The organism is Amorphus orientalis (genome assembly GCF_030814015.1).
GTDB lineage: Bacteria > Pseudomonadota > Alphaproteobacteria > Rhizobiales > Amorphaceae > Amorphus > Amorphus orientalis.
Genome location: NZ_JAUSUL010000001.1, coordinates 644,724 through 668,352, shown reverse-complemented (window position 1 = coordinate 668,352; position 23,629 = coordinate 644,724). Strand labels below are relative to the sequence as shown.

21 protein-coding genes and 1 tRNA gene are annotated in these 23,629 nt (G+C 66.0%); 12 read left to right on the top strand and 10 right to left on the bottom strand.

What is annotated here, in order from left to right; translation table 11 throughout:
• Window position 1: 1 nt before the first annotated feature.
• The 3 genes from J2S73_RS02990 to J2S73_RS02980 form a co-directional block, all read right to left on the bottom strand.
• Window positions 2-1,471 (bottom strand): pyruvate kinase, encoded by a 1,470-nt coding sequence (locus tag J2S73_RS02990; protein WP_306883930.1) that lies wholly within the window; start codon window positions 1,469-1,471, stop codon window positions 2-4.
• A gap of 251 nt (window positions 1,472-1,722) precedes the next feature.
• Complete coding sequence (locus J2S73_RS21630) at window positions 1,723-2,091, bottom strand: DUF1127 domain-containing protein (protein ID WP_370874382.1); 369 nt, start codon at window positions 2,089-2,091, stop codon at window positions 1,723-1,725.
• Between the two features lie 194 nt (window positions 2,092-2,285).
• Window positions 2,286-2,519: a DUF1413 domain-containing protein gene (locus J2S73_RS02980; RefSeq protein WP_306883929.1), complete on the bottom strand. Its 234-nt coding sequence runs from the start codon at window positions 2,517-2,519 to the stop codon at window positions 2,286-2,288.
• Window positions 2,520-2,808: 289 nt separating this feature from the next.
• On the opposite strand from J2S73_RS02980, the gene J2S73_RS02975 reads away from it, so the two are divergent.
• On the top strand, window positions 2,809-3,825 hold the full coding sequence (locus J2S73_RS02975; RefSeq protein ID WP_306883928.1) for a TAXI family TRAP transporter solute-binding subunit: 1,017 nt from the start codon (window positions 2,809-2,811) through the stop codon (window positions 3,823-3,825).
• Window positions 3,826-3,966: 141 nt separating this feature from the next.
• Here the strand turns inward: J2S73_RS02975 and J2S73_RS02970 are convergent, their stop codons facing one another.
• A complete protein-coding gene (locus tag J2S73_RS02970; protein WP_306883927.1) occupies window positions 3,967-4,437 on the bottom strand; it encodes an Hsp20 family protein in 471 nt (156 codons plus the stop codon).
• A gap of 164 nt (window positions 4,438-4,601) precedes the next feature.
• On the opposite strand from J2S73_RS02970, the gene J2S73_RS02965 reads away from it, so the two are divergent.
• From J2S73_RS02965 to J2S73_RS02955, 3 genes are read left to right on the top strand one after another with little or no spacing between them, the layout of a single operon-like run.
• On the top strand, window positions 4,602-6,725 hold the full coding sequence (locus J2S73_RS02965) for an alpha/beta fold hydrolase (protein WP_306883926.1): 2,124 nt from the start codon (window positions 4,602-4,604) through the stop codon (window positions 6,723-6,725).
• A 6-nt stretch (window positions 6,726-6,731) separates the two neighbouring features.
• Window positions 6,732-7,427, top strand: a complete 696-nt coding sequence (locus J2S73_RS02960) for a TerB family tellurite resistance protein (protein WP_306883925.1) — start codon at window positions 6,732-6,734, stop codon at window positions 7,425-7,427.
• A gap of 17 nt (window positions 7,428-7,444) precedes the next feature.
• A complete protein-coding gene (locus J2S73_RS02955) occupies window positions 7,445-8,188 on the top strand; it encodes an N-acetylmuramoyl-L-alanine amidase (RefSeq protein ID WP_370874399.1) in 744 nt (247 codons plus the stop codon).
• A gap of 132 nt (window positions 8,189-8,320) precedes the next feature.
• Here the strand turns inward: J2S73_RS02955 and J2S73_RS02950 are convergent, their stop codons facing one another.
• Window positions 8,321-8,764 (bottom strand): DUF1236 domain-containing protein, encoded by a 444-nt coding sequence (locus tag J2S73_RS02950; protein WP_306883924.1) that lies wholly within the window; start codon window positions 8,762-8,764, stop codon window positions 8,321-8,323.
• 345 nt (window positions 8,765-9,109) lie between these two features.
• The gene (locus J2S73_RS02945; RefSeq protein WP_306883923.1) at window positions 9,110-10,357 is read right to left on the bottom strand and encodes a lytic murein transglycosylase; all 1,248 of its coding nucleotides are present in this window, start codon (window positions 10,355-10,357) and stop codon (window positions 9,110-9,112) included.
• A 169-nt stretch (window positions 10,358-10,526) separates the two neighbouring features.
• Here J2S73_RS02945 and J2S73_RS02940 point away from each other — a divergent pair, with 169 nt between their 5' ends.
• Window positions 10,527-10,892: a DUF6665 family protein gene (locus J2S73_RS02940; RefSeq protein ID WP_306883922.1), complete on the top strand. Its 366-nt coding sequence runs from the start codon at window positions 10,527-10,529 to the stop codon at window positions 10,890-10,892.
• 30 nt (window positions 10,893-10,922) lie between these two features.
• On the opposite strand, the gene J2S73_RS02935 is transcribed toward J2S73_RS02940, so the two are convergent.
• Window positions 10,923-11,900 carry a complex I NDUFA9 subunit family protein gene (locus tag J2S73_RS02935; RefSeq protein ID WP_306883921.1) on the bottom strand — a complete coding sequence of 326 codons (978 nt, stop codon included), beginning with the start codon at window positions 11,898-11,900 and terminating at the stop codon, window positions 10,923-10,925.
• 295 nt (window positions 11,901-12,195) lie between these two features.
• On the opposite strand from J2S73_RS02935, the gene J2S73_RS02930 reads away from it, so the two are divergent.
• The 7 genes from J2S73_RS02930 (at window position 12,196) to J2S73_RS02900 (ending at window position 19,287) form a co-directional block, all read left to right on the top strand.
• A tRNA-Leu gene (locus J2S73_RS02930) sits at window positions 12,196-12,280 on the top strand.
• A 186-nt stretch (window positions 12,281-12,466) separates the two neighbouring features.
• Window positions 12,467-13,651 (top strand): tyrosine-type recombinase/integrase, encoded by a 1,185-nt coding sequence (locus J2S73_RS02925; protein ID WP_306883920.1) that lies wholly within the window; start codon window positions 12,467-12,469, stop codon window positions 13,649-13,651.
• On the top strand, window positions 13,615-14,298 hold the full coding sequence (locus J2S73_RS02920) for a hypothetical protein (RefSeq protein WP_306883919.1): 684 nt from the start codon (window positions 13,615-13,617) through the stop codon (window positions 14,296-14,298). Before J2S73_RS02925 ends, J2S73_RS02920 begins: the two co-directional genes overlap by 37 nt.
• A 78-nt stretch (window positions 14,299-14,376) precedes the next feature.
• Window positions 14,377-14,583 carry a helix-turn-helix transcriptional regulator gene (locus tag J2S73_RS02915; RefSeq protein WP_306883918.1) on the top strand — a complete coding sequence of 69 codons (207 nt, stop codon included), beginning with the start codon at window positions 14,377-14,379 and terminating at the stop codon, window positions 14,581-14,583.
• A 2-nt stretch (window positions 14,584-14,585) separates the two neighbouring features.
• Window positions 14,586-15,059: a helix-turn-helix domain-containing protein gene (locus J2S73_RS02910; RefSeq protein ID WP_306883917.1), complete on the top strand. Its 474-nt coding sequence runs from the start codon at window positions 14,586-14,588 to the stop codon at window positions 15,057-15,059.
• A 4-nt stretch (window positions 15,060-15,063) separates the two neighbouring features.
• The gene (locus J2S73_RS02905; protein WP_306883916.1) at window positions 15,064-16,170 is read left to right on the top strand and encodes a tyrosine-type recombinase/integrase; all 1,107 of its coding nucleotides are present in this window, start codon (window positions 15,064-15,066) and stop codon (window positions 16,168-16,170) included.
• 321 nt (window positions 16,171-16,491) lie between these two features.
• Window positions 16,492-19,287: a class I SAM-dependent DNA methyltransferase gene (locus J2S73_RS02900; protein ID WP_306883915.1), complete on the top strand. Its 2,796-nt coding sequence runs from the start codon at window positions 16,492-16,494 to the stop codon at window positions 19,285-19,287.
• A gap of 405 nt (window positions 19,288-19,692) precedes the next feature.
• On the opposite strand, the gene J2S73_RS02895 is transcribed toward J2S73_RS02900, so the two are convergent.
• From J2S73_RS02895 to J2S73_RS02885, 3 genes are read right to left on the bottom strand one after another with little or no spacing between them, the layout of a single operon-like run.
• Window positions 19,693-21,033, bottom strand: coding sequence for an FAD-binding oxidoreductase (locus tag J2S73_RS02895; RefSeq protein ID WP_306883914.1), 1,341 nt, complete (start codon window positions 21,031-21,033; stop codon window positions 19,693-19,695).
• Window positions 21,030-21,953, bottom strand: a complete 924-nt coding sequence (locus J2S73_RS02890) for a dimethylarginine dimethylaminohydrolase family protein (RefSeq protein ID WP_306883913.1) — start codon at window positions 21,951-21,953, stop codon at window positions 21,030-21,032. Before J2S73_RS02890 ends, J2S73_RS02895 begins: the two co-directional genes overlap by 4 nt.
• A gap of 16 nt (window positions 21,954-21,969) precedes the next feature.
• Window positions 21,970-23,562: a zinc-binding metallopeptidase family protein gene (locus J2S73_RS02885; RefSeq protein ID WP_306883912.1), complete on the bottom strand. Its 1,593-nt coding sequence runs from the start codon at window positions 23,560-23,562 to the stop codon at window positions 21,970-21,972.
• Between the last annotated feature and the right edge of the window lie 67 nt (window positions 23,563-23,629).

Sequence of the window (23,629 nt, the reverse complement as noted above, 5' to 3'; positions counted from 1 at the left end):
CTCACCAGCTGGCAAGTCTCCGCAACTGCGGTGTCTTCTTGCGATAGTGCCCGCTCATCCGGGCGAGCAGGCCGTCCAGTTCTTCCAGGGCGTCGAGCAGGAACGGACCCTTGTTGAGCATCACGCACTCCGCGCGCACCGACATGGCCGCATCGGTCAGTTCGGCGCGGTTGGGCATGCCCTTCTTGACGAAGTGCTCCATCACCTGGGTCGCCCAGATCACCGGGACCTGGGCCGCTTCGCCGATCCACAGGATTTCCTCCTGGATCTCGGCGAGCCGGGCGAAGCCGATCTCGATGGCAAGATCTCCCCGAGCGATCATGATCGCAACCGGCTGGCGCCCGCCGGCCGCCACCACGATGCCCGGCAGATTGCGCACCGCCCGCGCCGTCTCGATCTTGAGGACGAGGCCGAGCGCCTCCCGGCCGGCCGGCCGCACGTCCTCGAGTGCCGCCTGAAGCGCGGCCACATCGCTGGTGCTCTGCACGAAGGAATATTCGACCGCATCCGCATGCGTGGCGACGAAGGCGAGATCCGCGCGGTCCCTGGCGGTCAGCGCCGGTATGGTCAGCTCGGTATCCGGGAAGTTGATCCCCTTCTCCGGTTTCAGCTTGGCGCCGTCCGGATCGCACCGGGTCACCCGCGCCACCAGCATGCCGTCCGTTGCGGTCTCGACGACCGCACCGATCTTGCCGTCGTCGATGAAGACCCGCTCGCCCGGCCGCGCCATGCCGACGACGCCGGCATGGGTGCACTCCACGGCCGCGGCCCAGCCGGCAGGCTCCGGCGCCTTCAGGCCGCCCGGCGCGACGATGGCGATCCTCTGGTCGCGGCGGATCCGCTTGATGTCCTCGGCGAGCGCGACGCCGCCGGTGCGGATCTTCGGCCCGGCGAGATCCATGAACACCCGCATCCGGTGCCCGGTTTCCGCCTCCGCCGCGCGGGCGTGCGCGATCATCGCCTCCCAGGCCGGGGCGTCGTCGTGGGCACAGTTGATCCGGATGGCATCGACCCGGCGCTCGGCAAGCGCACGCATGAAGGACGGGTCGTCGGCCGCCTCGCTCGGGCAGGTGATCAGACGGGCGGTGGGATGGGCCTCGGACCGGGGTCCGAACAGGGCGTCCGCGCGAGCGCGCAGACGGGTCTCGCCAGCGAAGAACGCCGCGTCGGCGCACGGGGCCCGCTCCTGACCGAGGGTAGCGGCAAGGGTCGCCCGCACCGCCATCAGCGTCGGAAGCACACGGCTTTCAAGCCGGCCCAGGGAGGAAAGGCCGATCGACATCAGCCCGCGCTGGATGCCGCGCAGATCGTGATGACGCAACGCAACATAGGCCGCGAGATTGTCCACGCTCGGCGCGAACTCGGCAGAGACCGGAAAGGCCTGCCAGCCGTCCGATATCGCCTTCGCGTCGGATCGGACCTGATCGATCAGGCGGGTGATGTCGGCAAGGAGCGCTTCGGCGTCGGCCATGACACGCGACCGTAGGTCCATCGGCTGTGGAGGCTTCCACACTGCCAATAGGAGCCGGTCATGTCCGTTTCGTGAAGCCGGGCCCCGCGGGAAAACGCGATCGAGGGGGGAAAAGGCCCGCACGGGAGGCGGATTGTCCCCGGACGCCGCCCTTGCGGGCGGACGTCCGGATGGAGGATCGCCGACCGGGAGGGTCGGACGCCATGCCGATCACGGCAGAGGAGGACCGGCGCCGCAGACGGGCGCCGGGATCAGGCCGCGATCTTGTAGTCTTCGTCGGTCGGCGCGATCGCCGGAGCCGTGTTGTCCTGGTGTGCCGGAACGGCGGCAGCCGGAGCCAGCTCGCTGGGACGGACATAGTGACCGGACGCAACCGCCGGGATATCCGCGCGGGTCAGGCCGATGTCCCGCAGTTCCCGGTCGTTCAGCGCGGACAGCTCGCTGAAGGTGACATGGGTGCGGTGCAGCTCGACCAGGAACGCGGCAACCTTACGGACCGGGGCGGCGATAGCGCGGCCGGCGGCACGGGCGAGCCGGGCGAACTGGTCGGCGCGCATGGCATGAGCGGCGTTCTCGATCTCGAGAAGCTCAGCGGAGGTGAGAGGGCGATAAGAGGTCATAACGATTTGATCTTCTTGGTTGTCCGCGTCTTGCGGACGGTTGATGTGTCTCCCCTTCGCGAACAGAGATAGTTGCAAATCGGACGATATGGAGCAGCCAATGCTGCAACGCAGCAATGCGCTGAGCGCGGACCAAGGATTAAGCCTCAGGTAACCCTGTCCGCTGATGGTCGCGGTTTCGTCCCGCCTTGTGCTCAGCCCCGCCAGCGATAGAGCCGCCCGCCGCCGGCCTTGCGCCCGGTGTCCTCCACGCCCGGGAAGACACCGCTGCGCACGGCATTGAGGAAGGCGCGGCCCGTCTTCACCTTGTCGCCGATCCAGAGTTCCTCCCAGCCGGACCCGTAGATCTCGGGAAAGTGAAATTCGCCCGGCGGCCGATCGGACAGAGCGGCCTTCAGGCGGGCGACTTCACTGCTGCTCAGCTGCACGGCATGCGTATCCAAGGCGACAGGCCTCCCAGGCGGTTTCCAGGGTCTCCGGCGAAGGGACCCGCTCCCACAGGTCTTCCAGCTTGTCCAGCGGGCTCCGTTCATGCTCGCGCATGAGGGCTCCCGACCGCGCACCCTCTGCCGGGACGAGCGCATCCAGCGGCCCCACATCCTCGGCAAGCCCCGGTAGCGATCAGCACCGGCCAAGTCGATTGGCGCTTCCCATGCGTGCGCTTCTTGCTACTCTTTCAACCCTTGAACGCCGTCATACGGTCGCCGGGAGGCAGGCATGAGGACCGGAATCGCGTCAGCGGTCACGCGGGTGATACTTCTGCTCCTGATCGCCGCGGGTGCGGCACGGGCCCAGACAGTGGAGATGGAGACCGGCAACGCCGCCAGCATGACCAATCTGGTTCCGCAGATGTTGGCGGAAACGCTGCGGGCCGAGGGCATCGACCTCAGGATCGAACCGAACCGGACCCTCACCCGCTCCGCTCTGCGCCTCGCCGCCGGAGAGATCGACGCCGCCATCGTCCCGCCCCTCACCTTCATCGCCATGAGCCGGGGCGACGGCCCGTTCCGGACCGCCGCCGAGCAGGCCAGCGAGGCGTCTCAGGCGCTGCGATCGCTGTTCCTGTTTCCCGCCGGGATCTATCAGCCGATCGTCTGGGCTCGATCCGACGTCCGTGAGTGGCCGGACATGAAGGGAAAGCGGGTCTTCGTGGGCCCGCCGGCCGGCGCCGCCAACCAGCAGATCGAGGGACTGCTCCGTCTCGCGGGCGACCTGGAGCCGTTCCGGGACTACGAGCCGGTGCGTCTTCGATGGGCCGCGGCGATCCAGGCGTTCCGGGATGACACGGTGGACGTGCTCGTCATTGCCCTGCCGAGCGGAGCTGCCGCCGTTGATGAGCTCGCCGCCTCCCGACCGATCCGTATTCTGGGCGTGCCGCCGGACGTGGTCGCCAGCGAGGCATGGAACGTCTATCTGCGCCGGACCGGCCAGGTGAACGCAACCCTCTCTCCCGAGGCCTATAACGGCCCCGTGGAAATGGATGGTCCGCTCGACCTGCCCGCCAATCCGATGGCGTTCGCGGTCAGCGCGGACATGGACGACGAGCTCGCCCACGCGCTGACCAGGACATTCTGGGACAATCTGGACGTCTATACGGAGACGATCGGCTTTCTGGACCAGATCGATCCGGCCGACCCGTTCCGTGCGACCACGATTCCGCTCCATCCGGGCGCCATGCGCTATTACAATGAGGCGGGGATCAATATTCCGCGCGAGCTGAAGCCCACCCGCTGACACGGCCGAGGCGACCTCGCCCGTCTGCCTGACCGGCGATCGGCCATCGTCGATACCGGAATGCGGCAACAAAAAAAAAAGCGCCCCGGTTTCCCGGGGCGCCCGCGTACGGTTCGTTCGACGCTTTCGCGAAAAACGGCGTCAGGCCGTCTCGACCTCGCCTTCGAGCTGCTTCCGGGACGCGCCCGAGGGAGCGGCGATCTCGATGTTCCGTGGCTTCTTGGCCTCGGGGATCTCGCGCTTCAGGTCGACGTGCAGAAGGCCGTTCTCGAGGCTCGCACCGTTGACCACGACGTGGTCGGCGAGCTGGAAGCGGCGCTCGAAGGCCCGCGAGGCGATGCCGCGATAGAGCACTTCCTTGCTCTCTTCGCTCTCGACCTGCTTTTCGCCCTTCACGGTCAGGGTGTTTTCCCGCACCTCGATCGTCAGCTCGTCAGTCGAGAAGCCGGCCACCGCCATCGTGATGCGGTAGTCGTTCTCGGCCGTGCGTTCGATGTTGTAGGGGGGATAGGTCGAGCCGGCGTCCGGCGCGCCCACCTGATCAAGCATCGAGAAGAGCCGGTCGAACCCGACGGTCGAACGATAAAGGGGGCTCAAGTCAAAATGCCGCATGGTTGTCCTCCATTGAAGCGACGTTACCATCCTCCAAGGGCATAACGGTCCTACCTGCCGTCCTGGCCAGGTGATACCCTTGAAGCGCGGACCCTCCACGGGCGTCCGCGTTGTGTGATATGGGTTTGGTTTGTCCCGCGTACAAGATTTCAAGAGCGCCCCAGATGGCCGAAGCGCACGTCCAACCACCCCTGACTGATATTCCGGAAAACCCGGCACCCGAGGGGGCGGCATGCGAGTGGCTCGCCCTCGACAAGGGCCGGGTTCTCGTGCGCTTCGCGGCCTGGCCGGCGACCGCCGACGACCCGAAGGGCACGGTCATCGTCGCGCCCGGCCGCGCCGAGTTCATCGAGAAATATTTCGAGGTCGTCGCCGACCTGCGCGAACGGGGATTCGCCGCCGTCGTTTTCGACTGGCGCGGCCAGGGCGGGTCGAGCCGCCTGCTGCCGGACCCGACCAAGAGCCATGTCGGCGCGTTCGACCATTATGTCGACGACCTGGAGGCGGCGGTGGCTGCGGCGGCGGTGAAGGGGCTGCCGCGCCCGTTCTATCTGCTGGCCCATTCGACCGCCGCGACGGTCGCGCTTCTCGCCGCCGACCATCTGGCCGACCAGATCGAACGGATGGTGCTGACCGCGCCGCTGCTGGAACTCGCCGACAAGCGCGTCGCCAACCGCTGGACCCGCGGCGCTGCGGGCTTCGCCGCCGGTGTCGGACTGGCCAACCGCAAGATCCAGCCCGATGCCGTGCGTCCGCCCCATGAGATTGCCTTCGGCGACAACTGGGTGACGTCGGATTCCCGCCGCTACGAGCGCACCATGGCCGTGCTGCGGGCCGAACCGAGGCTGGCGGTCGGCGGCCCCACGGTCCGCTGGTTCTCCGCCCTGAACCGGGCGCTTGCCAAGCTCGCCGAACCGGGCACGGCGGAAGCCGTCCGGATCCCCACCATGATGGTGGTGTCCGGCGCGGACAAGGTCGTCTCCAACACCGCCATCGAACAGTTCGCCCGGAAGCTCCGGTCCGGAGGCCGCGTCCTCATTCCCGGGGCGCGCCACGAGATCCTCATGGAGCGCACCGGGTTCCGGACCCTGTTCTGGGCCGCCTTCGATACCTTCGTGCCCGGCAGCGATCTGCGCCTGCCCACGGACCTTCCGCCGCCGAAGGTGGTGCCGGAACTGGTGACCGGCGAGCCGCCGCTTGCGGACACCGGCGCCGGCATGGCCGCTCCTGCCGCCTCCGAGACGGCCCCGGACGTTCGTGCCGAGGAAAGGCCGAGCGCGGACCAGCAGACCGCCGAGGCCGAAACCGGCCTGTCCGAACCGGCAGCGGAGGCTTCGGCGGAGACGGCGGAGATCCACGACGCCGAACCGGCCACGGCCCGCACCCCCGAACCGGCCGCCCGACGTCCCTTCCTGGCCCGTCTCTTCGGGCGCAAACCGAAACCTGCCGGTCCGGAGCAGAGCCCGAACCTGGCGGACGAACCGTCTGCCGCAGAGCCATCTGGCCCGGAGCAGCCGCCCACCCCGGAGCAGCCGGCGGCCGATGCCTCCCCGGAGGACGCCGCCAAGCCTGTGTCGGGCGACCAGAATTCTGTCGAGGCGGCCCTGTCCGCCGCCAACGATCTCGTGCGCGAAGCCTCCCAGCCGGCCGAGCCTTCGGAGGCGAAGGCGGCAGACCCGGAGGAAAGATCTCCCGCCGATCCGAACGAGGAAAGAGCGGCGGAAAGCCGTCCCGACGATCAGAGCTCCAATCGCACGAAATCGGTCGGGCGCCTGTTCCGTCGGCGCGGCCGGAAGACGGGCGATGCGGACGCCGATACCGATCCGGCGGAGGCGGCACCGTCGAACGCCACCGCAACTGACGACAGCCCCACCGAGACGTCTCCTGCCGCGGACGACGACCGGAAAACGACGGACGAAGCGACTGCCCCCGACGAGGCGGGCCCGACGGCGGCCGACACGTCCGACGCACTGGCCGCTCCAGAAGAGGCGGACGATGCGGCATCCGAACAGCAGCCGGAAGCGGAATCGGCAGAGCCGGATGCAGGCGACCAGGCGACTTCGGAAGAGCTGGCGGAGACCGCCTCCCCCTCCGAGCCGGATGACAAGCGCCCGGCCGAGGGGACCGACCAGTCCGACACAATCGACCCGACATCGCAGGCCGACAGCGAAGACGACGACACGGCCTCTGAGAGCACTGCCTCTTCCGGATCCGCCCTGCGGTCGGTCAGCGGGGCCCGCAAGACGGCACCGCGCCCGGTCAAGCGCGGCCGCAACCGGCGCCGCTGACCCCAGATGTCGATCTGGTCCCGTGTCACAGCCGCCGTTCAGGACATTTCCAGCGTCGGCGCCGATCTGATCGAACGGATCGTCGGCGCCGTGGCCGGCACCGAGGAGGAACGGCGGGCGGTTGCCTTTACCGCCGCGATCGTGGCGCTGTCGGCGAAGATGGCCAAGGCCGACGGGGTCGTGACGTCGGAAGAGGTCGCCGCCTTCCGGCGCAACGTCCAGATCCCGCCCCACGAGGTGCGCAATGTCGACCGGCTCTTCCGCCTGGCGCAGCAGGACGTCGCCGGCTTCGAGGCCTATGCCCGGCGGATCGCCAATCTGTTTCCCGGCGACGACGCCTTCCTTGCGGACATCGTCGACGTCCTGTTCATGATCGCGGCCGCCGACGGCGTGGTCCACGAACACGAACTCGCCGTTCTGGAACGCATATCGGAACTGTTCGGCATGGACGGATCGGAGTTCCGGCGCCTCAAGGCGCGGCACGTCCGCGAGGGATCCATCGACCCCTATCTCGTGCTCGGCATCGACCCCGACAGCGACGCGGAAGCGCTGAAGCGGCACTACCGCAAGCTGGTCGCGGAACACCATCCCGACCGGCTGATCGCCCGCGGCGTTCCGGCCGAGTTCGTCGACGTCGCCAACGCCCGGCTCGCCGCGATCAATTCCGCCTACGAGCAGGTTCGACGGGAGCGCCGTCTGTGACGGACCCGACCGACACCATCGAGAAGGGCATCGGCCGCGATCCGGAAGCGGAATGGCGTCCGTCGCCGAACATCGATCGCCGGGGCGATACGGCCCCCTCGCTCGTCATCCTGCATTATACCGGCATGCCGAGCGCGGACGGTGCGCTGTCCTGGCTGTGCGATCCGGCCTCGAAGGTCTCGTCGCACTATTTCGTTTTCGAGGACGGGCGGCTGATCCAGTCGGTCGACGAAACCATGCGGGCGTGGCATGCGGGCGTGTCCGGCTGGCATGCGATCCGCGACGTGAACGCCGCCTCGATTGGCATCGAGATCGCCAATCCGGGCCACGATCACGGCTATGTCGACTTCCCCGATGCGCAGATCCTAACCGTCATCGCCCTGGTCCGCCGCATCATGGCGCGGTGGCAGATCCCGGCCGAAGGCGTCCTCGCCCACTCCGACGTGGCGCCCAACCGCAAGATCGACCCGGGCGAGCGGTTTCCCTGGGCGCGGCTTGCGGATGCCGGGATCGGCCGCTACGTGCCGCCGGTGCCGATCGCCGACGGCCCGGTGCTGGCGCTCGGCGACATCGGCCAACCGGTCGCCCGCCTGCAGCGCAACCTCGCCAGCCTGGGCTATCCGGTGGAAGAGACCGCGAGCTTCGACGACTACACCCAGGCCGTGGTCGCCGCCTTCCAGCGCCACTTCAGGCCGGAGCGCGTCGACGGCCGGGCCGACCGGTCGACCATCGCGACGCTCGAGCGCCTCATCTCCGAATAGGCCGGAAGGAACGCCACATACGAGAACGGGCCGGCTCATGGAGCCGACCCGTCGGTTCAATCCTGAACCTGTGTCCTTCGCGGGCGGCCGCAGAGGCCGACGGAACCGCGAAGGCTCAATATTGGCCGCAGATTACTGCTGCACCACGCCGATCACCTCGCCGGTCTCCGCATCGACGACCACGTTCTGGCCGTTGATGTTGGCGTAGGCGTACTGCGGATAGTCCGGAACTTCGCGGACCTCGACGCGCTGCGGGAGCGGATCGCCGATCCGGACCGGCTCATTGAGCTGGGTCTCGGGCGCCGGGCGCTGCATGGTGTAGGCACCCACCTCGGACGGCACGTCCTTGACCACGTGCGCCTTCGGCTCGCTCGCCTGCTCGGCCTGATCCATCGACGCACCGATGGTGCCGCCGGCGATCGCACCGATCACGGCGCCCGGAGGTCCGGCAACTACGGCGCCGGTGGCGGCACCGCCGGCAACGCCGGTCACGGTGGAATCCTGGGCAAGCGCCGGAGCACCCGCCGTCGCAACTGCAATGGCCGCGGCCGAAGCGATGGTGAAGACCTTATTCATTTCGACTTCTCCTCTATTCATTCGAGGATGGGTAGGTCGACGCGAAATACTAAAACCGCATCGATCTGCTCTGAAGCCCGAAGCATTCGCTAAATATAGTGAAACGAATGTCACCCCGTCGTCGGAGCGGAGAACGACGGTCCGACAGGTTCGTTCCAACAATGTCTGCGGGAAATTTTTCGGGTACCGGATGGAACTTCCAGCAGCGACGCGTATGCGGTCAGCTCGCGACCTGATCCGGCGGCCGGCTAAGCCGCGACCGCCCGCGCGACGCCAGCAGGAACCGGCCGAGCACCGGCCTCCGGATCGGCGCAGCCCAAGGCCTTCAGCCCCGCCGCGCCCGCGTCAGTTGTTCGGGTTGGTCAGCTTTCGGAAGAAGTTCGGCATCTGGAAGCCGCCGCCTGCCGACGCCCCGGTTCCCCCGAGGGCCTGGTAGATCTTCTGACCGGCGCGCCCGGTCTGCTCCATTCCATAGTGGGCCTCGGCCCGGGCGATCGCCGCCTGGGTTTGCGGTCCGACCTTGCCGTCCGGCGTCCCGGCGTTGAACCCCTTGGCGTTCAGGAGCCTCTGGAGATCGACCCGCTCCGCCCGGGACAGCCCCGGGTCGTCGGTGGGCCAGGGCGTGCGGAAGGCCGGATAGCCCGCCAGCCGGTCCGCCAGATGCGAGATCGCCAGGGCGTAGGATTCGGCCAGGTTGTAGGAATAGATCGCATCGAAGTTGCGGAACACCAGGAACCCCGGCCCGCGCGGACCGGCCGGCAGGAGCAGTCCGGCGGATCCGCCGCCGGAAATCGGCCGTCCGTCGGCCCGCACCACCCCGCGGCTGCCCCAGGTCGACAGCGACGCCTTGGCCCGGCGTCCGCTCGGCCCGGAATAGCTGTCCGGCACCTTCACCTCAATCATCCACGGCTCGCCCGGCTGCCAGCCGGAGCGGCGCAGATAGTTCGCCGTGGAGCCGAGCGCATCGGGCACCGAGCGAACCAGGTCCCGCTTCCCGTCTCCATCGAAATCCACGGCGAGACGCTTGTAGGTCGACGGAATGAACTGGGTCTGGCCGAACGCGCCGGCCCACGAGCCGTAAAGCTCGTTCATCTCCAGGTCGCCCCCCTGCACCAGCGACAGCGACGCGATCAGCTCGCCCTGCCAGAAATCGGCCCGGCGGCCGCCCTGGCAGACCAGGTTGGCCAGCGCGTGCGGCAGGAAGAACTCGCCGGTCTCCTTGCCGTAATCGCTCTCGACGCCCCACACCGCGACGACCACATGCCGGTCGACGCCGTAGGTCTGCTCGATCTGACGCAGGACCCGGTCGTATTTGCGCAGCATCTGCTTGCCGTCATTGACCCGCTCCTCGTCCACCAGGAAGGCCAGGTAGTCCCAGATCGGGGTCTTGAACTCCGGCTGCGAGCGGGAGAACCGGATCACTTTCTCGTCCGGTTTCGCGCCGTCGAGCGCCTGGGCGGCGATCTGCGGACTGATGCCGGCGCGCACCGCCGCCTGCTCGATCCGGTTGACGCAGGACGCAAAATCCGCCTGGGCCGCCGCCGGCACCAGGGCCGACAGAGCGCCCGCAATGAGCATGTATCCGATCCGCATGGCTCTCCTCTCCGGACTTTGGCCGGTTCCGGCGCCCCCACCTCGATGAGAGGATAGGGGAGAACCATGATCAATCCATCAACGCTTCAATCCGATCCGCCGGTCTTGCGGCCGCCGTGGCTCCGCGTCACCTATTCGGCACGTCCGTCTTCGTGCCGAACAGGTTGCCATGTCCGTCCGCCCGCCGAAAGCACTCGCCCCCAAGAGCCAGACCACTCCTGTCGAGGAGGCGATCAATCAGGAAATTCGCGGGGAAATGGCCGGCACCCACGGCCGGCTCCTGCGCAAGCTGGAACGCGGGCTCGCCGCGCTGGCGGCGTTCGACGCCGATCCGGCCCGCGACGACCCCGCGAAGCGCGACGCCCTTGTGGCGGAGGCCGGCGAGGCCCTGTGGCACATCGTGGTCCAGCGCGAGCTGATGGGGCTCAGGCGCACGAAGGCCTTTCTCGACGAGTACCAGGTCCCCGGCGAGGTCCGGCTTCGCATGGGCATGCGGACGGGACGTTCCGGACAGCCAAGCGGGACACGGGACTGACCGCCTCCCTGCAACAGGCTCCGGCCGGCGTCAGCCCGGAACGTTCTGCCGGTCGAACTCGCCGCTCGGACGGAACCGCCAGAGATAGGTCGGCAGCACGGCGGCGAGCGTGTCCGGGTTGATCCCAAGCCCGGCATAGGTGCGGCCCTCGGCCTCCGCTTCCGGCGAGACCACGTTGTCGGTCTTCAGGAGCCGGACCTGGTCCGGCGTGAGCGGCGGCTTCGGCAGGATGCTCATCATCTTCGCCTGGAATTCGGCAAGCCCGAACGGGATGGCCACGATCGGCTTGTCCGGCCGGTCCACCTCTTCCAGCATCAGCTTCATGAGTTCGCGGAAGGTGCGCACCTCCGGGCCGCCCAGCTCGTAGATCGTGCCGGGCCTGGCGCCGCCTTCGACCGCCAGCGCGATGGCCTCGGCGACGTCGCCGACGAAGGTCGGCTGGAAGCGGGTGTCGGGCCCGACGATCGGCAGCACCGGCGAGATCCGCGACATCTGCCCGAACCGGTTGAAGAAGTCGTCCTCCGGGCCGAACAGGATCGACGGCCGGAAGATCACCGAGTCCGGCAGCGTCTCCAGAACGGCCGCCTCGCCTTCCGCCTTCGAGCGGGCATAGGACGATTCGGAGTCCGGATCCGCACCGAGCGCGGAGATCTGCACGATCCGGTCGAGCCCGTGCTCCTTCGCCGATTCGGCGATCTGGCCGGAGCCGTAGGCCTGGACGGCTGAGAAGGACTGCTTGCCCGACTGGGCCAGGATACCGACCAGGTTGACCACGGCATCGGCGCCGTGGATTGCGGTATCGATGGAGTCCCGGTAGCGCACGTTGGCCTGGACCGCCTTGATCTGGCCGACCGAGCCGAGCGGCTGCAGGTGGCCCGCCAGATCGGGGCGGCGCACCGCCGCGCGGATACGCCAGCCGCGCTTTGCGAGCTGTCGCACGAGATAGCGGCCGACGAACCCGGATCCGCCGAAAATCGTCACCAGCCTGTCGTTGCGGATCTCCGTCATGGCTTTCGCCTCCTTGTCCAAAACCCCGCCCGGCCGGGCGCACCATCGGGCCGGCCTCGGGGCTCCAGATTAGATCTTTGCACGCGCAGGCCGCGGCCGCCGCGCCTGGAACCGTTCCAGGGCCCTATCTAGAGCATCACGAAGCGAGGGGGAATTCCCCAAGTCGCATCGAGCTGCGACGGCATGGCGCGGGCGCCGGAGCGGGGGCTCGCCGATGATGTGCAAAACCCGTCGCGCGCCGCCTCAAACCCGATTGACATCGCCCGGCCGGCGCCGTACGTGGAGGGCCGCACCGGCCCAGGTGGCGGAATTGGTAGACGCGCACGGTTCAGGTCCGTGTGCCGCAAGGCGTGGAGGTTCGAGTCCTCTCCTGGGCACCATTTCCCTGTTTATCACAGTCCGAAATGATCCAAGAAGCCCGGTTTTCCGGGCTTTTTTGTTGCCCGGAGGTCCGGCAACGTCCAGCGACGTGTGTTGGCATCCGGCAAGGGCGTTGGTAGATTCGTTGGTATCCGCTCCAGATCGCGCCATCACAACGGGCCCGATACCAACAAACAGGTCGACCGGTGCCGCTCTCCGACCTTCAGATTCGCGCGCTCAAGCCGGCCGACCGGCCGAAGAAGCATAGCGATGGCGGTGGCCTGCATCTGTTGGTGCAGCCGACCGGCTCCAAGCTATGGCGGCTCGCCTACCGCTTCGGCGGCAAGCAGAAGCTCCTAGCGTTCGGAGCCTACCCGTCGGTCACACTCGCCGAGGCGCGCGCCAAGCGCGACGAAGCAAAGGCCCTCCTGAAGCGGAGCATCGACCCTTCGGAGCAATCGAAGCTCGACCGTATCGCGCTGACGGCTTCCCGAGCGACGACCTTTCAAGCGGTCGCCGAGGAACTGCTTGCCAAGGCCGAACAGGAAGGCAAGGCCGAGGCCACCCTGAAGAAGAAGCGTTGGCTGCTTAGCCTCGCGGAAGCCGATATCGGCGCGCGGCCGATCGGCGAAATCAGCGCGGCGGAAATCCTGGTCCCCCTCCGCCGCGTCGAGGCCGAAGGCAATTATGAAACGGCCCGCCGCCTTCGCGCCGTCATTGGTCAGGTGTTCCGGTTCGCCATTGCCACCGCGCGAGCCGAGAACGACCCGACATTCGGCCTTCGTGGAGCCTTGATTGCGCCGAAGGTCACACACCGCGCCGCCCTGACCGACTGGCCGGCCTTCAACGGCCTCATTCGAGCCATCCACGGCTATGACGGGTCGCCGGACACCCGCGATGCGCTGATCCTGCTGGCCTTGCTCTATCCGCGCCCTGGAGAGCTGCGCCAAGCCGAATGGCACGAATTCGACCTGGAAAAGCGGATATGGACGATCCCGGCCGCCCGCACGAAGATGCGGCGCGACCATCGCAAGCCGCTTTCCGGCTTGGCGATCGATGTTCTTTCGCGCGTTCACGAGCGGAACGGTAACGGGCGGCTCGTCTTTCCCGCCATCCACACCACATTGCGCCCCATGAGCGAAAACACGCTCAACGCGGCCCTTCGCAGGATGGGCTTCGGCAAGGAAGACATGACCTCGCACGGGTTTCGCGCGTCGGCATCGTCGCTCCTGAACGAAAGCAACCTCTGGCATGCCGACGCCATCGAAGCGGAGCTTGGCCATGCCGGGGCCGACGAGGTCCGGCGCGCCTACCATCGCGCGGCCTATTGGGACGAGCGCGTTCGAATGGCAGAATGGTGGTCAAACCAACATGCGGCCGCTTCGAGCTAATGACCACAGCAAGCATCGTCTCAATGTGGATGCATGTCGACGCGTTCACGGTGGATCAAGCGTCCGCCCTCTGGTGCGGCGCTGATCCGGCCTTGATGGGGCCGATGATGATAAGGGCGCCGTCAGAGGTCCGGGCGGTCCATCAAATGCTGACAGCCGCCATTGTCAGCGGCGCGCTACCGGCCGATACAAGCGGGAACGCATTTAGACTGATCGGAAAACACTCAGATTCGTTGGTCACTCGGCGGGACCTCGAAACATTCGCGCGAGCCAAAGGCCTCTACCCTGCCTTTCTGTTCGACACCCTCGCCCCTTTTTCCAAAACAGAGCGGCATCCGACGCGATTGGCGGCAAGCCGTCCTGAAACAAATATGCCGCCTGCAGATATGGCCGGCTTGGAGCCAACCATTCCACCCGCCGCCAAGGGCGGACGCCCCCAAACCTACGATTGGGATTCTTTCACCCTGGAAATCATCCGGCGGGCGGACAGCCTCGACGGGCTTCCGGACGTTCAAGCCGAACTGATTCGGGACATGCTTCAGTGGTTCCGCGACACCTACGACGTGGAACCCGCCGAAAGCTCTGTCAAAGCACGGATATCGAAGATTTACCGATATTTAGACGAAGCCAAAAACTCCCCGTCGTGAGTTTCTGACCTTTTCCGGCTTTTTGGCCTGGAGCGCGTCGGCAGAACGCTATCCGTCAACAACGGACGGAGGCGCACCATGTCGCACTCACCTTCCCTACCCCAAACCGGCTTCCTTCGGCTACGCGCAATCCTGGCACCGGAAGGGCCGATCCCGGTTTCAAAATCCACGTGGTGGGCAGGCGTCAAGGACGGGCGGTTTCCGCGACCCGTGAAGCTCGGACCGCGCATCACGGTCTGGCGCGCCGAGGACATCCGCGCCCTGATCGAAAACGGGACCGTTTGACAATGGCCCGGCGCCCGAACGGGCGGGCCGTCAAGAAGCACCGCACCTATACGGTGGACGAAGCCGCCCGGACGCTCAAAGTTGCCGAAGGCACCGTCCGGCGATGGTTGAAGGCCGGCCTGCCTGCCCTGACCGACAAACGGCCAACCCTGATCCTTGGCCACGACCTGATCGCGTTCCTCGACGCACGGAAGCCCGATCGGAAAGCGTGTCGGCTTCACCAGGCCTATTGCTTCGCGTGCCGCGCCCCGCGCGACCCGGCACTTGGCGAAGTGGATTTCAAGCTCGACGCCAACGGCATCGGCATGATGGAGGCGCTTTGCGCCATCTGCACCACCGTGATGCACAAGCGCGTTTCAGCCAGCCGCCTGCCGGAGCTTAAGGCAACAGTGAAGGTGACGATCAAACAGGCGACCGCACGCATAGGCGAGAGCGCTCACCCCTGTTCGATTGATCACTTCAAGGAAGCACGGTGAACCCATGCGAAAGCACCACCCCAAAAACGAACGTATCAAGCGCGCCTATGCCATCTACCTCGAAGAGGCGAAGCGGATGGCACCGACCAGCGTCGACCAGGCGCTCGCCGCCATCGCGTCCTTCGAGGCATCGACCAATTGGCGCGATTTCGCCGGCTTCCACATCGAACAGGCCCGGCGGTTCAAGCGGCAGCTTGAAGACGAATTGAACCCGAAAACCGGAAAGCCGCTGTCAAAGGCGACGACCTATGCACGGCTGAAGGCGGTCGGCCGCTTCGTCCACTGGCTTGCCGGCCAGCCGGGCTACAAATCGAAGATCCGCTACAGCGATGCCGACTATTTCAACCCGTCCGCCAATGATGCCCGGATCGCCACCGCGCGCCGCGAGCAGAGGGCGCCAAGCCTGGACCAGGTGAAGCACGTACTGGCGGCAATGGCGCACGCAACGGACATCGAAAAGCGCGACCGCGCGCTCGTCGCGCTGATCCTGCTTACCGGCGCACGAGACGATGCGGTGGCTTCGCTTTCGATCAAGCACCTCGACCTGGACGGGCGACGCCTCGACCAGGACGCGCGGGACGTCCGAACCAAGAACCGGAAGACCTTTCCGACATGGTTCTTTCCGGTCGGCGACGACGTCGAGGCGATCGTTGCGGAGTGGGTCAAGCACCTCACACAAACGCGCCTCTTCGGACCAGACGACCCACTGTTTCCGGCGACGCAGAGAGGGCTTGTCGATGGCAAGTTCGCCGCCACCGGTCTCAGCCGCCGCCATTGGAGCGACGCCACCGCTATCCGCCGCATTTTCAAGGAAGCCTTCGAGCGCGCAGGGCTTCCATACTTCAACCCGCACAGCCTTCGGAAGACGCTCGTGCGGCACGGCGAAGCGGTCTGTACATCGCCGGAAGAGTTCAAGGCCTGGAGCCAGAACCTTGGCCATGAGGACGCGCTGACGACCTTCACGAGCTACGGCGCCGTGTCGCCCCACCGACAGGAAGAGATACTGACTCAGCTTCGAGCGAACGGCCGGGACGGCATAAAACAAGGCCAAATGGGCGCGGAATTGGAAAGGATCGCGAATGCGCTCGAAGCCCTAAACCGGTCCGCCTGACTGTCGCACGCGAGCCATGACCGGTTATCGGTTGCCCGCTAGGCCGATCACTGATTCTGTAGGCGAGAGACATCGACCGAGACGGAGCGGGGCGCGTGAGAGCTTCTTCCTCGACCAGTATGATGTAGTTGATCTCCTCGACGGCCAACGGGCTCTTTGAGATTTTCCTTTGGATCGGCTGCGGTAAGACCGGAAGAGACTTTGTGCTTCTCGCTACTGCATGACCCGTATTAGACGATCTCAACACAGGTCATCACAATGCCCGGTTAAAACTCTTGTTCAAGGCCGTATCAGACGCAATAAAAAGAAGGAAATCCATTGATGCGCTTATCCTGGAACGAGATCCGCGCCCGCGCGGCTACCTTTGCCGCCGAATGGGCTGGAGAGGGCTACGAGAAGGGACAGACGCAACTCTTCTACCGTGACTTCTTCGAGGTGTTTGGCGTGCCTGTGCGCCGTGTGGCGAGCTTCGAGGAGCCCGTTAAGAACCTAGGCGACCGACGCGGCTTCATTGATCTGTTCTGGAAGGGTGTTCTTCTTGTCGAACAGAAAAGCGCCGGGCGGGATCTGAAGAAAGCTAAGACCCAGGCGCTCGACTATTTCCCAGGCCTGAAAGACGCGGATCTTCCGCGCTACATCCTGCTAAGCGATTTCCAAACCTTCGAGCTTTACGACCTTGAAGAGGACGATGCTGTCTTCTTTCCGCTTGCCGATCTGCCGCGTCATGTCGAGAAACTCGGCTTCATCCTAGGCGTGCAGAAGCGCAGCTTCAAGGACCAGGATCCCGTCAACATCGACGCGTCCGAGCTTGTGGGCAAGCTGCACGACGCGCTGGAAGAGGTAGGCTACACTGGTCACGACCTCGAACAGTTCCTCGTCCGCACGGTGTTCTGCCTCTTCGCCGATGACACAGGCATCTTCGAGCCACGAGATATTTTTCTAGATCTTCTGGAAAACCGCACGCGCGAAGATGGTTCCGATCTTGGGGGCTGGTTGGCGCAGCTCTTCCAGGTGCTCAACACGCCGGAGGACAATCGCCCGAGGAACCTCGACGCCGATCTCGCGCGCTTTCCCTACGTTAACGGCGATCTGTTCCGAGCCCCTTTGCTGATCCCGTCCTTCGATACAGAAATGCGTGCGCGCCTCATCGCGGCCTGCCAGTTCGATTGGTCGGGCATTTCGCCCGCGATTTTTGGCTCGCTCTTCCAGTCCGTGATGGACAAGAACGAGCGCCGCGCCCAAGGCGCGCACTACACGACCGAGAAAAACATCCTCAAGGTCATCGAGCCGCTGTTCCTGTCCGATCTACGGGGCGAGTTCGAGCGACTGAAGGCCCGCAAGGACAGCCGTCGCCGCACCGAATTGCAGGCGTTCCATAGGCGCCTGGCTGCAATGACCTTCTTCGATCCAGCCTGTGGCTGCGGCAACTTCCTGATCATAGCCTATCGAGAATTGCGCACACTGGAGATCGAGCTGATCCGCGAATTGCGCGTCTACCGCGCCAGCGAGGACCAAAAGGAGCTGGACGCCGCCGATCTGTCGCTTCTGAACGTCGATCAGTTCTACGGCATTGAAATTGGTGAATTTCCCGCTCGCATTGCTGAAACGGCGCTGTGGATGATGGACCACATCATGAACAACCGGCTCAGCCTGGAATTCGGGCAGAGTTTCGTGCGCATCCCGCTGAGGAAATCACCACATATCATACATGGCGACGCGCTAGAAACCGATTGGGCCAACGTCCTACCACCCGAGAGATGTAATTTCGTCTTCGGCAATCCGCCCTTCATTGGCGCCAAATACCAGAAGGACGAACAGCGCGCCCAGGTGCGCCGTATCGCGGTGCTTGGCAAGACGGGCGGCACGCTCGATTACGTCACGGCCTGGTTTATCAAGGCGGGCGACTATGCACGGGGCGGCAAAGCCGCCATCGGCTTCGTGTCCACCAACTCTATCTCGCAAGGAGAACAGGCGGCGCAGCTCTGGCCGCTCCTCTTCGACCGCTGCAAGCTGGAGATCAGCTTCGCCCACCGCACCTTCGCCTGGGGATCGGACGCGCGCGGCAAGGCACATGTGCATGTTGTCATCATCGGACTGGCGCAGCGCGTCGCTGCGCCGAAAGACCGCCTGCTATTCTCCTATGACAATATCAACGGCGAGCCGCATGTCAGCACCCACACCGCGCTCTCCCCCTACCTGTTCGACGCAAGCGCCCTCGCCGATCCGCATCTGGTGGTGCGTGAGACCGCAAGGCCGCTAAATGGATTGCCGAAACTAATCATCGGCTCGAAGCCCATAGACGGTGGTCATTTCATCTTCTCGGGCGCAGAGCGTGAGGAGTTTCTTGCCGCGGAGCCTGGCGCCGCTCCCTTCTTGCGTCCCTATGTTGGCAGTCAGGAATTCCTGAACGGGGGCGACCGCTGGATACTGGCCCTGCATGACGCCCCGCCAGAGGTCCTAAACACCCTGCCGCGGGTAAAGGAATGTATTGCCAAGGTGCGTGCGGTTCGCCTTAAGAGCAACAGCAAGCCGACCCAGGCGCTGGCCGCGACACCGACGCGCTATCATGTCAACGTCATCCCCACTGCGCCCTTTCTGGTAGTGCCGAAAGTGAGTTCGGAAAGGCGGGAGTACGTGCCTATCGGCTGGCTGGAGCCGCCGACGATCCCCAGCGATCTTGTTTTTGTTCTCAACGACGCAACCAAGCCCCTCTTCGGCCTGCTCACCTCAGCGATGCACATGAGCTGGCTACGCCACATCGGCGGGCGTTTGAAGAGCGACTACCGCTATGCCATCGGCCTCGTCTACAACACCTTCCCGCTGCCCCCTGTGCTCGAATCCGACCTTGTGAAGCTGGAGCCACTCGCCCAGGCCGTATTGGATGCCCGCGCCTCCCATGTTGGCGCGACGCTGGCCGATCTCTATGACCCAGACGCAATGCCCACGAACATGCGCAGAGCCCATCAGGCGCTCGACCGCGCCGTAGACCGCCTCTACCGCAAGAAGGGCTTCACCTCCGATAGAGAGCGGGTGGAGCACCTTTTGGCCATGTACGAAAAGATAACCGCTCCGCTGGCCACCCCCGCCGCGCCTAAGATCCGCAAACGCCGGATTTGATAATTAGAACACGCAAACAGTTCGATGAAGGAGTCAGCGGGACCTTGCCCAAGTATCTCGCATAGAATGCGGGCGTTTCGTCGCATCCAGCCGAACGCGGAATGGGATCAAAGGGAAGGAGCCAGCGGCCGGGATTGTTGGTATTTTTCTTGGTACCTTCCCCCAATTCCAAAAAAATATATCAATTTATACAAATATTTAGACGATCGATGCGATGCCTCTCCTGGCACCATTTCCCTGTATATCACAGTCCGAAATGATCCAAAGAAGCCCGGTTTTCCGGGCTTTTTTGTTGTCCGCGGGAACGACGACGCCCGTCTCGCCCGATCGCAACTCCTCGACAGTTTCGACCGGATTTGCAGATCTCCTGCGGGGGCGGGTCAGCCTCGGTGTTCCGTGACGAGGCTAAATCACCTTGCCGGGGTTCATGATCCCGGCCGGATCGAGGGCGGCCTTGATGGCGCGCATGGCGGCAAGCTCGGCGTCGCTCCTGGAGTGGCCCAGCCAGTCGCGCTTCAGGGTACCGATGCCGTGTTCCGCGGACACCGACCCGCCAAGCGCACGGACGTGGCCATAGACGATGGCATCCACTTCGTGGACCTCGGTCTCGCCCGCGTCGGGCAGATGGACGGCGATGTGCAGATTGCCGTCGCCCACATGACCGAAGAAGGACACGAACGCGTCCGGCCGCAGCGTCCTGACCGCGGACGCGCAATCCCGCGCGAACGGCTCCATGTCGCCGGCTGCGACGCTGACGTCGAAATTGAGGAGACCCGGCAGCGCCGCGTCCATGGCGTGGCCTTCGCGCACGTCCCAGAAGGCCTGCACCTCCCGCTCCGACTGGGCCAGCAGCGCATCGGTCACGACACCGTCGGCGAACGCCGCCTCCAGAACCGGCTCGAGCGCGCCCTCCATCTCCATCAGCACGACGAAGGGCGGTGTCTCGGCAAACAGCGACGCACCGGCGAGGCGTTCGTTGAGCGCGAAATAATCCGCCCACATCGCCTCGAACGCAGAGACCACACCTCCGGCCCGGGCCCGCTCCAGAAGCGCCAGCACGGCGTCGAAATCCGGCAGCGCGCACAGCGCCGTTTCCATCGCGGCCGGACGCGGCCTGAGGCGCAGGACGGCCCGGGTGACGACGCCGAGCGTGCCCTCCGACCCGATGAACAGCCCCCTCAGATCGTAACCGGTGTTGTCCTTCACGGCCCGGTTCAGATGCGAAAGCACGGTCCCGTCGGCGAGCACCATCTCCAGGCCCAGCACGTTATCGCGGGTGGTGCCGTAGCGGATCACCCGCAGGCCGCCGGCATTGGTGGCGATCACCCCGCCGATCCGGCAGGACCCGCGCGCGCCGAGATCGATGGGCAACAACAGCCCGGCGTCCGCCGCCGCCCGCTGGGCCGTCTCCAGCACCGTGCCGGCCCGCACCGTCATGGTGCCGCCTCGTGCGTCGATCTCCTCCACCCCGGCGAACCGGTCGAGCGACAGCACGACGTCGCCTGTCCCGGGATTGGCGCCGCCGGCAAGGCCGGTCATCCCGCCCTGGGGCACCACCGGCTGGCCGTGGCGGTGGCAGATCGCCAGCGCGGCGGAGACCTCCGCCACGCTCGCCGGTCGTAGTAAGGCCTTCGGGAGATGGCGGCCGGTTCCGCTCGCATCGGAGCGCACCGCCTCGCCGATCGCCGAACCGGTCAGGCAGCCCGTGTCGCCGAGAGCCTCCCGAAGCTCCGCGATGAGGCTCATTTCTCCCGGCGCAGCGCCTGGGCCATGCAGTGGATGCCGCCGCCGGTCTTGGAGATTTCCGCCGTGTCGACCGCGGCCACCTCGAAGCCGAGCGCCTTCAGTTTCTCCACCAGCGTGACGGAGGATTTCGGCGCGACGATCTTGGAATCGCCGAGCGACATCAGGTTGCAGCCGAGGTCCATCGTGTCCCGGAACGGCACGTCGATGATCTCGTGGCCCTTGTCCTTGAGCCAGCTCACGATCGCCGGATCGGTACAGGTCTCGCAGACGGCGGTGAGCTTCTCCGCGATCGGCACGACCATCAGGTCGATGTGAACGTAGTACTCGTCGAAGAAGGCGAGCCGGGTCTCCCAGCCTTCCGCCGCGAACCAGTCGCGGACCTGCACGGCGCCTTCTTCCTGGGTGCGGGCGCCGCCGCAGCCTATCAGCACGCAGCCGTCCTCGATCACGGCGAAATCGCCGCCTTCGAAGGTGCCCGCCGTCACCATGTCGTAGATCGGGATGCCGAGGCTCTCATACATGCGGATCGCGGCGTAGTTCTCGCCGCGCCGCCACCACTGGGACATGGCCGTGATGATCGCGCCATAGGGCGTCATCACCGAGGAATCCCGGGTGTAGACCTGCATCGGCAGCTCCGGTTCGGGACCGGCCATGTGCACCTTCACGCCGAAGTGCTCGTATGCCGCGACCAGTTCCGCGTGCTGGGCCTGGGCGACCTGGATGTTGCACGGGTTCTCGCGCAGATATTTGCGCGACAGCGAGCTGGTCGCCAGGTGCCTCAGATAGGCCGGCGAACCGAGCAGGACGTCGGTCAGCTTGTCGGTCTCGTTGGCGAAGCCCCAGTAGGACAGCGGCGCGGTGCCGCCTGCCTTGTTGCGGCGCTGCAGGCTGAAGGGTTCGCGCGTCGTCTGAATGTTCATCGATCGAGCCTCCTGATCAAAGGCCGTCGGGCGCGGCTGGGATCCACCAGTCGTGCCCTCGGGGGGTTGTCACATATTCGGGCCAGCGGAAGTGGATCGGCGGCGCGTAGTCGCACAGCGGCGCGGTCCAGCGGCTGCCGCCGATGCCGCCGCCGGTGCGCTCCTCGAACTCGGTCCGCGCGGCCTCGCGGGCGTCCGGGTTTTCCAGAAGCTCCAACGCCGACAGCGTCAGGATCCGCGCCGCACAGGCGACCATGGGATCGATCGTCGCCGGAATCCCGCCGAGCGCGTTCATCACCCACGCCGGATAGGCGAAGCCCTCGGGCGCCTTCAGCGCGGGACGTCCCACATAGAAGCGCGCCGTCGGCGCGTGCCAGCTCATGTCGGTGTAGTCGTCGGAGGTCGAATGGGTCTGGGAGGGCGGCAGATCCCGGCGCAGAAGGCGTTCGGCCTCTTCCGGCTCGATCAGCCGGGAGAGTTCGGGAATGAACGGGTCGTCCATCGGCTCCAGGCCGAGTTCGCGCTGGACCGAGCGTGCAACTTCTTGCGCCGGCGCCCCGAACTGCGGCGGCCCGACGTGCTGCATCGCGTCCCAGACGAGGCGCGCCATCGCATGGTTGGCGAGACCCGGCCGCGACTTCGACACCCAGTGCCGCTCCACCCGGCAGCCGCTCATCGCCGCCGCGGCTTCCGCGTTGCGGTCGAGCGCCTTTGTCGCCGCCTCGGCCATCTCGATGGTGGGCACGCGGATCATGTACTGGATCTCGGCGAGGCCCGCCGGCTGGTTGTCGGCCGTGGCCTCGCCCGCGGTCAGGATCGCCTCGGAGATCGACCAGCCGCCCCGGTGCGGCAGTATGGAGTCCCTCAGCACCTTGGAGCTCATGTACATCATGGCGAGCGCGTCGTTGGCGCCGGGCGCGCGCACATCCGAATGGGACTGCGGGATCGGCGCCCCGTCGCTCTGCCCCCAGCTTTCCGGCTGATCGCAGACGAAGCGGTAGATCATCGCGTAGGCGGCGCCGCAATGGGTGTCCCAGCGCACCGTGTTGCACAGCGGCTGCATGTAGAAGGGATGGAAGGACAGCATCGCGCAAAGGCCGTCATAGTAGCCCTTCGCGGCGTGGATCGGCTTCGATCCGCGAACCTTCTCCGCCGGCTCGCCGGTGAACTGCAGCCCGCCGGCGATGCCGTGGCGCTCCATGGCGCGCTTGGTCGCGATCAGGCCGCCCAGCGCGGCGATCCCGAGCCCGGAATGGGGATCGGTGTGACCGCCCGCCTGAAAGCCGAGCCCCGGCCGCGGCCGCCGTACCGGCTCTGCTGCCTGACAGTTGCCGGGAATGCCGTCATACTCGCCGTAGAGGCCCACCATCGGGCCGGCGCCGTTCGACCAGCGGGCGCAGAAGGCCGTCGGCATGCCGCCGGAGCCTTCCTCGACCTCGAAGCCTTCCCGACGCAGACGGTCCACGTACCAGTCGGCGGAGCGGTACTCCCGCCAGGCCGTCTCGCCGAAATCGAAGATGGTCGCGCACGCTTCCGACAGATCCGGGCCCAGATCGTCCACGATCGCCAGCGCCGACGTCTTGGCCGAAGTGATGGACCACGATCCCAAATCTCGCTCCACGCGGAAAACAACTGGTCAGGGCACCGGACAGGCGCACGTCGCCAGGGCGCGCCTT

Bases quoted from the DNA above. Each gene is read 5' to 3' on its own strand.
- J2S73_RS02960 (WP_306883925.1), top strand. From the start codon at position 6,732: ATGTCGATCTGGTCCCGTGTCACAGCCGCCGTTCAGGACATTTCCAGC.
- J2S73_RS02965 (WP_306883926.1), top strand. From the start codon at position 4,602: ATGGCCGAAGCGCACGTCCAACCACCCCTGACTGATATTCCGGAAAAC.
- J2S73_RS02910 (WP_306883917.1), top strand. From the start codon at position 14,586: ATGGCCCGGCGCCCGAACGGGCGGGCCGTCAAGAAGCACCGCACCTAT.
- J2S73_RS02990 (WP_306883930.1), bottom strand. From the start codon at position 1,471: ATGGCCGACGCCGAAGCGCTCCTTGCCGACATCACCCGCCTGATCGAT.
- J2S73_RS02970 (WP_306883927.1), bottom strand. From the start codon at position 4,437: ATGCGGCATTTTGACTTGAGCCCCCTTTATCGTTCGACCGTCGGGTTC.
- J2S73_RS21630 (WP_370874382.1), bottom strand. From the start codon at position 2,091: ATGACCTCTTATCGCCCTCTCACCTCCGCTGAGCTTCTCGAGATCGAG.
- J2S73_RS02975 (WP_306883928.1), top strand. From the start codon at position 2,809: ATGAGGACCGGAATCGCGTCAGCGGTCACGCGGGTGATACTTCTGCTC.
- J2S73_RS02900 (WP_306883915.1), top strand. From the start codon at position 16,492: ATGCGCTTATCCTGGAACGAGATCCGCGCCCGCGCGGCTACCTTTGCC.
- J2S73_RS02950 (WP_306883924.1), bottom strand. From the start codon at position 8,764: ATGAATAAGGTCTTCACCATCGCTTCGGCCGCGGCCATTGCAGTTGCG.
- J2S73_RS02935 (WP_306883921.1), bottom strand. From the start codon at position 11,900: ATGACGGAGATCCGCAACGACAGGCTGGTGACGATTTTCGGCGGATCC.
- J2S73_RS02890 (WP_306883913.1), bottom strand. From the start codon at position 21,953: ATGAACATTCAGACGACGCGCGAACCCTTCAGCCTGCAGCGCCGCAAC.
- J2S73_RS02915 (WP_306883918.1), top strand. From the start codon at position 14,377: ATGTCGCACTCACCTTCCCTACCCCAAACCGGCTTCCTTCGGCTACGC.
- J2S73_RS02940 (WP_306883922.1), top strand. From the start codon at position 10,527: ATGTCCGTCCGCCCGCCGAAAGCACTCGCCCCCAAGAGCCAGACCACT.
- J2S73_RS02905 (WP_306883916.1), top strand. From the start codon at position 15,064: ATGCGAAAGCACCACCCCAAAAACGAACGTATCAAGCGCGCCTATGCC.
- J2S73_RS02945 (WP_306883923.1), bottom strand. From the start codon at position 10,357: ATGCGGATCGGATACATGCTCATTGCGGGCGCTCTGTCGGCCCTGGTG.
- J2S73_RS02920 (WP_306883919.1), top strand. From the start codon at position 13,615: ATGGTGGTCAAACCAACATGCGGCCGCTTCGAGCTAATGACCACAGCA.
- J2S73_RS02895 (WP_306883914.1), bottom strand. From the start codon at position 21,033: ATGAGCCTCATCGCGGAGCTTCGGGAGGCTCTCGGCGACACGGGCTGC.